Source organism: Mesorhizobium sp. M7A.F.Ca.US.005.03.1.1 (genome assembly GCF_003997975.1).
In the GTDB taxonomy this organism is placed as follows: Bacteria; Pseudomonadota; Alphaproteobacteria; order Rhizobiales; family Rhizobiaceae; genus Mesorhizobium; species Mesorhizobium ciceri.
In genome coordinates, this window is the sequence record NZ_RZRO01000021.1 from 1 (window position 1) to 9,214 (window position 9,214).

7 protein-coding genes and 2 pseudogenes are annotated in these 9,214 nt (G+C 65.9%); 6 read left to right on the forward strand and 3 right to left on the reverse strand.

Going from position 1 to position 9,214, the window contains the following annotated elements:
• Positions 1-1,983, forward strand: a 1,983-nt coding sequence (locus EN990_RS11880; RefSeq protein ID WP_127388303.1) for a malate synthase G, incomplete at its 5' end; no start/stop codon positions are given.
• A 66-nt stretch (positions 1,984-2,049) separates the two neighbouring features.
• Here EN990_RS11880 and EN990_RS11885 read toward each other — a convergent pair.
• Positions 2,050-2,589 (reverse strand): J domain-containing protein, encoded by a 540-nt coding sequence (locus EN990_RS11885; protein WP_013528603.1) that lies wholly within the window; start codon positions 2,587-2,589, stop codon positions 2,050-2,052.
• Positions 2,590-2,863: 274 nt separating this feature from the next.
• Positions 2,864-3,766: pseudogene (locus EN990_RS11890) on the reverse strand (ATP-binding protein); the annotation flags it as partial.
• A gap of 158 nt (positions 3,767-3,924) precedes the next feature.
• Here EN990_RS11890 and EN990_RS11895 point away from each other — a divergent pair.
• The 5 genes from EN990_RS11895 to EN990_RS11915 all read left to right on the forward strand — a co-directional run bounded on the left by EN990_RS11895 (position 3,925) and on the right by EN990_RS11915 (position 8,672).
• A complete protein-coding gene (locus EN990_RS11895) occupies positions 3,925-5,022 on the forward strand; it encodes a helix-turn-helix transcriptional regulator (RefSeq protein WP_127370020.1) in 1,098 nt (365 codons plus the stop codon).
• A 216-nt stretch (positions 5,023-5,238) separates the two neighbouring features.
• Positions 5,239-6,303, forward strand: a complete 1,065-nt coding sequence (locus tag EN990_RS11900; RefSeq protein ID WP_127370019.1) for a hypothetical protein — start codon at positions 5,239-5,241, stop codon at positions 6,301-6,303.
• Between the two features lie 10 nt (positions 6,304-6,313).
• Positions 6,314-6,520 (forward strand): YadA-like family protein, encoded by a 207-nt coding sequence (locus tag EN990_RS35475; protein ID WP_164766107.1) that lies wholly within the window; start codon positions 6,314-6,316, stop codon positions 6,518-6,520.
• A gap of 134 nt (positions 6,521-6,654) precedes the next feature.
• Complete coding sequence (locus EN990_RS11910) at positions 6,655-7,911, forward strand: hypothetical protein (protein WP_127388304.1); 1,257 nt, start codon at positions 6,655-6,657, stop codon at positions 7,909-7,911.
• A gap of 113 nt (positions 7,912-8,024) precedes the next feature.
• The gene (locus EN990_RS11915) at positions 8,025-8,672 is read left to right on the forward strand and encodes a hypothetical protein (protein ID WP_127385917.1); all 648 of its coding nucleotides are present in this window, start codon (positions 8,025-8,027) and stop codon (positions 8,670-8,672) included.
• 239 nt (positions 8,673-8,911) lie between these two features.
• Here the strand turns inward: EN990_RS11915 and EN990_RS11920 are convergent.
• Positions 8,912-9,214: pseudogene (locus tag EN990_RS11920) on the reverse strand (YifB family Mg chelatase-like AAA ATPase); the annotation flags it as partial.

Genomic DNA, 9,214 nt, shown 5'->3' on the forward strand with positions numbered 1-9,214 from the left:
CAGATAGACGGCTGGTATCGCGATCACGGCGCGCCGGTCGACATGGAGGCCTACAAGGGCTTCCTGAAAGAGATCGGCTACCTCGTTCCCGAAGGCCCGGCCTTCAGCGTGTCGACCGACAATGTCGACCCGGAAATTGCTGATGTTGCCGGACCGCAGCTGGTCGTGCCGGTGATGAATGCGCGCTATGCGCTCAACGCTGCCAATGCGCGCTGGGGTTCGCTCTACGATGCGCTTTACGGCACCGATGCCATCCCCGAAACGGATGGCGCCGAAAAGGGCAAAGCCTTCAATCCGGCGCGCGGCGCCAAGGTCGTCGCCTGGACGAAGACCTTTCTCGACGAGGCTGCCCCGCTCACGTCCGGCAAATGGGCCGGCGTCAATGGCCTGTCGCTGGCGCAAGGTGCCTTGCGGCTGAGCGCCGGCGCCGGCTCGACGACGCTGGCCGACCCCAGGCAATTCGTCGGCTATCGCGGCGATGCCGCCAATCCCGATGCCGTGCTGCTTGTGCGCAACGGCCTGCACATCGAGATCGTGATCGACCGCAACAACCAGATCGGCCGCACCGATCCGGCGGGCATCGCCGATGTCATCCTGGAATCGGCGCTGACCACCATCCAGGACTGCGAGGATTCGGTCGCGGCGGTGGATGCGCCAGACAAGGTCGTCGTCTACCGCAACTGGCTCGGCCTGATGAAGGGTGACCTGGCGGAAGAGATCACCAAGGGCGGCAAGAGTTTTGTCCGCAAGCTCAATCCCGACCGCGCCTACACCGCGCCCGCCGGTGGCACGCTGACCGTGCCCGGCCGCTCGCTGATGCTGGTCAGGAATGTCGGCCACCTGATGACCAGCCCGGCGATCCTCGACCGCGACGGCAATGAGGTTCCGGAAGGCATCATGGATGCGGCGATGACGGCGCTGATCGCGCTGCACGATGTCGGGCCGAACGGCCGCCGCGCCAATTCCCGTGCCGGCTCGATGTATGTCGTGAAACCCAAGATGCATGGGCCCGACGAAGTCGCCTTCGCCGTCGAGATCTTCGACCGCGTCGAAGCGCTGCTCGGCATGGCGAAAAATACCATCAAGATGGGCATCATGGACGAGGAGCGGCGCACCACCGTCAACCTCAAGGAGGCAATCCGCGCCGCAAAGGAGCGCGTCGTGTTCATCAACACCGGCTTTCTCGACCGCACCGGCGACGAGATCCACACCTCGATGGAAGCCGGCCCGATGATCCGCAAGGGCGACATGAAGCAGGCCGCCTGGATTTCCGCCTACGAGGCGTGGAATGTCGACATCGGGCTGGAATGCGGCTTGGCCGGCCACGCCCAGATCGGCAAGGGCATGTGGGCGATGCCGGATCTGATGGCTGCGATGCTGGTCGAGAAGATCGCCCACCCCAAGGCCGGCGCCAACACTGCCTGGGTGCCGTCGCCGACGGCGGCCACGCTGCATGCCACGCACTATCACAAGGTCGATGTTCACGCCGTGCAGGCGGCGCTGAAGAACCGGCCCAAGGCCAGGCTCGACGACATCCTGTCGGTGCCCGTCGCGGTGCGGCCGAACTGGTCGCCGGATGATATCCAGAAGGAACTCGACAACAACGCGCAGGGCATTCTTGGCTATGTCGTGCGCTGGATCGACCAGGGCGTCGGCTGCTCGAAAGTGCCTGACATCAACGATGTCGGCCTGATGGAAGACCGCGCCACGCTGCGTATTTCCTCACAGCACATCGCCAACTGGCTGCACCACAAGGTCTGCTCCGAAATCCAGGTGATGGATTCGCTGCGCCGCATGGCGGCCATCGTCGACCTGCAGAATGTCGGCGATCCGCTCTACTACCCGATGGCCGCCGATTTCGACAACTCCATCGCCTTCCAGGCCGCCTGCGACCTGGTGTTCAAGGGCCGCGAACAGCCGAATGGTTATACGGAGCCGGTGTTGCACGCGCGGCGGCTGGAACTGAAGGCGCAGCAGGGCTGAAGAGGCCAGTCCCTGCCGTGAATGGGGCGGCAGGTCTTCGGCCTGACTTCCTCCGGAGGTGAGGCGTCAGGAAGCTGTATGGTCCAGGAGCCGGATGGTGGGATCGCGACGGTGTTCGGAGTTGACCCTATCGACGCCTTCCACCGTAATCGCGATCGTCCCGTTTTCCACTCTTGCTATCCAGCCCTTCGCTTTTAGATACCAGAGATGAAACTCGAGATGCTCTCGCGGACAGTCTGACAGGCGTTCGAGCTCCACATCCCCGATCCCGGGATTGCTGACGTCGTGCCGGCGCTTCGCGTAAAGCAGCGACAGCAGCCTGGCCTGGATCACGACATCCCGCTCGATGCCTTTGCTGTTGCTGGCTTCCTCGGTCAATTCGCGGCGAAGGCCGGCATGGTCCCTATACGCGATGTCGTATTGAGCGCGTTTGACCGGATCCTTGAGCGTGTTGTGGGCTTCCACGATTTCACTGAAGCGGGCTTCATCGCCGGTTTCGCGATTGTCGGGATGATAGCGCATCGCAAAATAGCGAAATATGCGCTCCAGCGTTTCCGAGTTGGCGTTCGGGCTGACTTCCAAAACTTCGTAGTAGTCAACGAACATAGCGGGCTCCCCGACCACAATCATATTCACATTATCTAAATAAGGAATTCCCAATGCGGAGACCAAGACTTTGGTCCGATGCGATGACGTCCACGCCCCGAAGACGGAGAAACGGCCGGCGCCCGGTCGGTGGGGGCCGTTGGGTGGTGAGGACGTCGACCAAGCGGACAATCAGGTCCGCCGCAGTGCGGAGATGGCCGATTCGTCGGATGACGGTTATGGCGTGATTGCGGAAGGTGGCGTGGCAAGGTCGGCTTGTCGGGCGGCGAGTGACCTACGCCGCCTGCGCCACCCGCTCCGAGCTCATGCGGTAGGAAATCGCTTCGGCCAGATGGATGCGGCCGACGGTTTCGCTGGCGTCGAGATCGGCGAGTGTCCGCGCCACCTTCAGCACCCGGTGATAGGCGCGCGCCGAAAAGGCGAGCTTTTCGCTGGCGTCCTTGAGCAGCGACAGGCCGGCGGCGTCAGGCATGGCGATCTCCTCGATGGCCGAGGGCGCGCAATGCGCGTTGGTGGTGGCGCGGGTGGCGCCGAGCCGCTCGAAGCGCTCGCGCTGGATGGTGCGGGCGCGTGCCACACGCAGCGCCACATCGGCACTTTTCTCCGCCCGGTCGGGCAGGATCAGGTCGCTGGCCGAGACCGCCGGCACTTCGATCCTGAGATCGATGCGGTCGAGCAGCGGGCCCGAAATGCGCGCCTGGTAGTCGGTGCGGCAGCGCTCGCCGCGCAGGCAGCGATAGCCCGGCTCGCCGGCCATGCCGCAACGGCACGGGTTCATCGCCGCCACCAGCTGGATACGCGCTGGATAGGTGACGCGATGGTTGGCCCGCGCGATCATGCAGTCGCCGGTCTCTAACGGCTGGCGCAGCGCATCGAGCGTCTGCGGCGTGAACTCGGGAAACTCGTCGAGGAACAGCACGCCGTGATGGGCCAGCGACACCTCGCCCGGCCGCGCGCGGATGCCGCCGCCGACCATCGCCGCCATCGAGGCCGAGTGGTGCGGCGCGCGGAACGGCCGCCGGTCAGTCAATTTGCCTTCGCCGAGCTCTCCCGCCACCGACGCGATCATCGAGACTTCGAGCAATTCCTTCGGCGCCAGCGGCGGCAGGATCGACGGCAGCCGCTGCGCCAGCATCAATTTGCCCGAGCCCGGCGGCCCGATCATCAGAAGATCGTGCCACATTCTCCAGCATGGGGCTCGAATGGGTTGCGAACCCGGGAGAGAGGGTGCGCCGTTGGTGGCGTATGCGGCCTACTTTCCACTGCTGGAGGCCCTGACGGTTGACCCCATCGGCCATATGGAACACACTGCCGGCCTCGAAACGGGGCAGCGAAATGGGTGGTCCCGGGACGGAATCAGCCATCATCGATCGGATTTACGAGGCGGCTTTCCTGCCGGACGAATGGCCGAAGGCCTTGGGCGCGATCAGCGCCCTGTCCGGCTCGGCCGCCGGCACCATCTTCCTCTTCGGCGACGACATGCCGGTGCGTGGTCGTAGCGAGGAGATCGTGCGACCGCTGTTCGACGAGTTCGTCGCCAGCGATGCGTGGAAGGTCTCCGACTCGGTGCAGCGCACATACACGCTCAGGCCGTCTGAATTCATCGTCGTCGACGACTTGATGAGCGCCGGAGAGATCGAGCGCGATCCGGTGCGCCGCAAGCTCAGGGCCTTTGGCATCGGCCGGCATATCTGCGCGGTCGTGCCGATGCCGACGGGCGAACTGGTCACCTTTGTGTTCCAGCGCTGGCTGAAGGACGGCGCCTGCGACCTGGCCTCGCTCGCCCTGCTGAACTCGTTTCGCCCGCACCTTGCCCGCGCCGGCCTCATCGCCGCGCGGCTCGGCCTGGAAGCGGCTCGCGAAACCGTCACCGCGCTCGAAGCCATCGGTCTGCCGGCCGCGATCATGACCGGGGCCGGCCGCGTGCTGGCGGCCAACCGGTTTCTGGAGGCGATGTCGGACATCTTCCTGTCCGCCTCGCATGGCGGCCTGGCCATCGCCCATGCGCCCGCCAATGCGCTTCTGCAGGAGGCTATCACGGGGAACCGGGCCGATGCCGTCGTGCGCTCGTTCCCGGTGCCGGCAAGCCAGGGGCAGCGGGCCATGGTCGTCCATGTACTGCCGCTGCGCCGCACGGCACGCGACCTGTTTTCCGGCGCGGAGCTGCTTGTCGCCGCGACGGTGCCGTCGCCCGGCGCTTTTGTCCCGTCCGCCGGCATCCTGATGGGCCTGTTCGACCTAACGCCAGCCGAGGCGCGGCTGGCGACGAACCTGAACGCGGGCCAATCGCTCGGGGTTGCGGCGGCGGCGAGCGGGATCACGGTCAAGTCGGCCCGCACCTATCTCGAGCGCATCTTCCGCAAGACCGGCACACATCAGCAAAGCGAGCTCGTCGCGCTGCTCAAGACCGTCCACCCGTTCCCTGCTCATTGAAGACCTTCGACCCAGGGCCGAATGCTGTTGCAGCGTACAACTGGCGGGCGAGCACCGGCAACGCGCGCGGCATGTGGCAACGCTGCAACAGAAGGGGCCGGATCGTACGCATTGGCCGGCGAAATCCGACCGATAGTCGTCATGTGACGACTGTTCATCCCCCCGCATCCCCCGACATTCTTTCCGCGAAGCCGATCGAATCGGCGGAGGGGTTGCATGGTGGACCGTCTGTTCAGGCTCGCGGCGTTGGCCGCGATGGTGTCGTTGGCGCTGGTGGGGGCGGCGGCGGCGCAATCGGTCTGTGTCGCGGTTAGCGGGGCTCCACCGAGCCCGAGCGGGACTGCACTAGGTGCAGACTCGCTCGCCTGCGGGGTGGGCGCTGTGGCCAGAGGCGGCGGAACATCGATCGGCACTGGTACGGGAAACTTTTCGGGTGTGGGCAATGAAAATAATGTAGCCGTCGGCAACGGTGCTGGCGTCAGCGTGTACGGCAGCGGCAATGCCGCCTTCGGTTACTTGGCGGGCAACGCCGTAGCCGGGGGCAGCGACGGAGCGGGCGGCCTCCGCGATGGAAACGATAACATCGCCATCGGAAGCCAAGCAGGCTCCATCGTGACTGGCAGCAACAACATCGCTAGCGGCATCCGGGCCGGGCGGGAGGTGACTGGTAGTAACAACATCGCTACCGGCTTTCAGGCCGGGGGGGACGTATCGGGCCATCAGAACATCGCCAGCGGCAGCAATGCCGGGGGGGCCGTAAGGGGCGATTATAACATCGCCAGCGGCAACAACGCCGGCGCATTCGTGACGGGCAACTACAACATCGCCAGCGGCGCCTTCGCCGGCGACACTGTGATTGGCGACTACAACGTCGCCATTGGCGACTCCTCCGGCCTATATGTGACGGGGAGCAACAACATCGCGTTCGGCCGGAATGCCGGCGGCGGAATTTCCGGCGCGCCCCTGACGATGAACGATTCGATCTCGATCGGCTCCGACAGCGCGGCGGGTTTCGACAATTCGGTGGCCATCGGCGCCGGCGTGAAGACCACGCGGGCCGGCCAGGTGGCGATCGGCGACGGCGCCGCCACCTACACATTCGCCGGCGTCAACAGCGCCGCCAGCAAGGCTGCGCAGAGCGGCCCGACCTACCTGCTCACCAGCGATGGCGCCGGCAATCTCGCCACATCGCGCATCGACATCGGTCAGATCGCCGGGCTGGACAACCGTGTCAGCACGCTCGAAAATGGTTTTAGCGACCTCAACGGCCGCATCGATTGAGGGCACTGCCATGGCGCTCGCCATGGCCGGCGGCAGCCTGCCGGCCGACAAGAATTTCGCCGTCTCGATCAATTGGGGCACGTTCGAGGGCCAGAATGCCTTTGCCGGCACCGCCCATGCCCGGCTCACCGACAACCTCTTCATCAATGGCGGCGTCGGCGTCGGCGCCAGCGATCACACGGTCGGCGGCCGCGCTGGCCTGATGCTGGCGTGGTAGGCGGCCGATGTGCATTCAGGAGTTTCGCCGGCAAACCGGGCGAAAGGCCGTTATTTGACGGCATTGTGCCGTCCGTTCGCCGACAACCGTCGGGGCGCCGCGGCTCGGATCGATTCCAGGGAAAGGGCAACATCATGGAACGTTTGATCGGGCTGACGATGGTGACCGCCACGATCACGCTGGCCCTGGCGGCGGCGGCGGCGGCGCAGGCGGTCTGCGGCGTCGCCGCGACGGATGCGGGCCCGTTTACCAGCGGCGGCGGCGCGACGGCGACGGGCGCCGGCTCGCTCGCTTGCGGTCCCCGAGCTGTAGCCGTCAACGGAGGAACTTCGATCGGCGAGGGCGCGGGGGGCAGCAGTCAAGCAGACAACCGGGACAACGCCGCCATTGGCGGGGTCGCTGGCATATTCGTGGACGGCGACAGCAACACCGCCAGCGGTACTTTCTCCGGCCAGTTCGTGACCGGCAGCAACAACACCGCTAGTGGCGCAAGCGCAGGCAACAACGTAACCGGCGACAGGAACACCGCCACCGGTTTTACCGCCGGCAGCGGCGTGAAAGGTCAAAACAACACTGCCAACGGCGTCAACGCAGGCACAGATGCGACCGGCGACGGAAACGCTGCTGTTGGCGCCGGCGCCGGCGCCACCGTGACCGGTGACAACAACACCGCAAGCGGCAACTTTGCTGGCCGCGGCGTAGAAGGTGACAACAACATCGCCAACGGTGCCTCCGCCGGCAATATCGTAGAGGGCGACAACAATGTCGCCAGCGGCACCCGTGCAGGTCAATTTCTGGCCGGCAACGACAACATTGCCATCGGCCAGAATGCCGGCAGCGGGACTTTGGGCAACATCCTAACGGTCAACAATTCGATCGCCCTGGGCGCCGACAGCCTCGCCGGCCAGGACAATGCCGTCGCCATCGGCGCCGGTGTCACCACCACGCGGGCCGGCCAGGTGGCGATCGGCGACGGCGCCGCCACCTACACATTCGCCGGCGTCAACAGCGCCGCCAGCAAGGCTGCCCAGAGCGGCCCGACCTACCTGCTCACCAGCGACGGCGCCGGCAATCTCGCCACATCGAGCGTCGACCTCGCCGGGCTCGAAGCCGGGCTCGGAGGCTTGACCGGTGAATTGGCGCAAACCCGCACCGAGGCCCGTCAGGGCATCGCCGCGGCCATCGCCATGACGACGGCGCCGATGCCGTCGGCGCCCGGCCGCACCAGCTGGGCCACCAATCTCGGCTACTTCAAGGGCGAGACGGCGTTCGGCGCCTCGCTGGCGCATCGGCTCGATCTTTTCGACGAGCCCTTCGCCGTGACCGCCGGCTATGCCTATGGCGGCGGCGAGAGCCACGCCGCCCGCATCGGTCTGGCGGGCGAGTTTTGACGGCGCAAGCCGCCGCTTGGCACGAGACAGCCGATCGGCCGTCCGTTTGCTCGCTGGAGCAACCGGCAATGGAGGCTCAAGCCCGCGATGGCGATCTGGCGAGAGGCAAGGGCATGACGGCGCGCAGGGCAACCAGACCGTTGCGGAAGCGGGTACCGGCGATGCTTCTGGCCGCGCTGTCGGTATTGGCAATTGCGCAACCGACCGTCGCGCAGTCGCAAGAGCAACAGCCGAAGAAAACGCAGAGGACCGCCAGGCCGGCCGAGCCGAAGCCGGCCAATATCGACCGCAATGGCGTGCTGATCCTGGTGCGCACCTCGCTTCTGGCGCTGGACCAGGCCAACAAGACCGGTAACTATACCGTGCTGCGCGATCTCGGCGCGCCAGGCTTCCAGGCCAACACCGCGGCAAAGCTTGGCGAGATCTTCGCGCCGCAGCGCCAGCAGGCGCTCGATCTCGGCGGCGTTGCCGTGCTGGAGCCGCAGCTGACGCTTCTGCCGCAAATCGAGCCCAGCGGCATGCTGCACATGGCGGGCTTTTTCCCCTCGGTGCCGATGCAGGTCAATTTCGAGCTGCTGTTCGCGCCGCATGAGCGGCAGTGGAAGCTATTCGGCATCTCGGTCACCTTGAGCAACAGCGCTCCCGAAGCGCCTGCAGCCGAACCCGCCCCGGCGCCTGCCGCCGCCGAACCGCCGCCCGAAGCGCCGACGCCGAGCGTCAATCCGAAGAAAGTATCCAAAGGCAGCGGCGGTCCCCCTTGAGGGGAGGGCTATCGCATATGAGTTTTTACGAAGAGAACCCCCACCCTACCCCTTCCCACAGGGGGAGGGAGCGCTGCTCCGCGCTCCCGTGACCATTTTCTGCGCCGACTTTCGGTAGTTTGCCGAGGTCAGCGCTGACGAAGTCTCCCTCCCTTGTGGGGAGGGACTAAGGGTGGGGGTAAGTGCCGGGCAAACATCTCAGAAGATGCCATATAGGCGATTGCCCCGCCCTCAAGGATCTACGCCGCCTGCGCCACCCGCTCCGAACTCATGCGGTAGGAAATCGCTTCGGCCAGATGGATGCGGCCGACGGTTTCGCTGGCGTCGAGATCGGCGAGTGTCCGCGCCACCTTCAGCACCCGGTGATAGGCTCGCGCCGAAAAGGCGAGCTTTTCGCTGGCGTCCTTGAGCAGCGACAGGCCGGCGGCGTCCGGCATGGCGATCTCCTCGATGACCGAGGGCGCGCAATGCGCGTTGGTGGTGGCGCGGGTGGCGCCGAGCCGCTCGAAGCGCTCGCGCTGGATGGTGCGGGCGCGTGCCAC

Bases quoted from the DNA above. Each gene is read 5' to 3' on its own strand.
- EN990_RS11885 (WP_013528603.1), bottom strand. From the start codon at position 2,589: ATGTTCGTTGACTACTACGAAGTTTTGGAAGTCAGCCCGAACGCCAAC.
- EN990_RS11895 (WP_127370020.1), top strand. From the start codon at position 3,925: ATGGGTGGTCCCGGGACGGAATCAGCCATCATCGATCGGATTTACGAG.
- EN990_RS11900 (WP_127370019.1), top strand. From the start codon at position 5,239: ATGGTGGACCGTCTGTTCAGGCTCGCGGCGTTGGCCGCGATGGTGTCG.
- EN990_RS35475 (WP_164766107.1), top strand. From the start codon at position 6,314: ATGGCGCTCGCCATGGCCGGCGGCAGCCTGCCGGCCGACAAGAATTTC.
- EN990_RS11910 (WP_127388304.1), top strand. From the start codon at position 6,655: ATGGAACGTTTGATCGGGCTGACGATGGTGACCGCCACGATCACGCTG.
- EN990_RS11915 (WP_127385917.1), top strand. From the start codon at position 8,025: ATGACGGCGCGCAGGGCAACCAGACCGTTGCGGAAGCGGGTACCGGCG.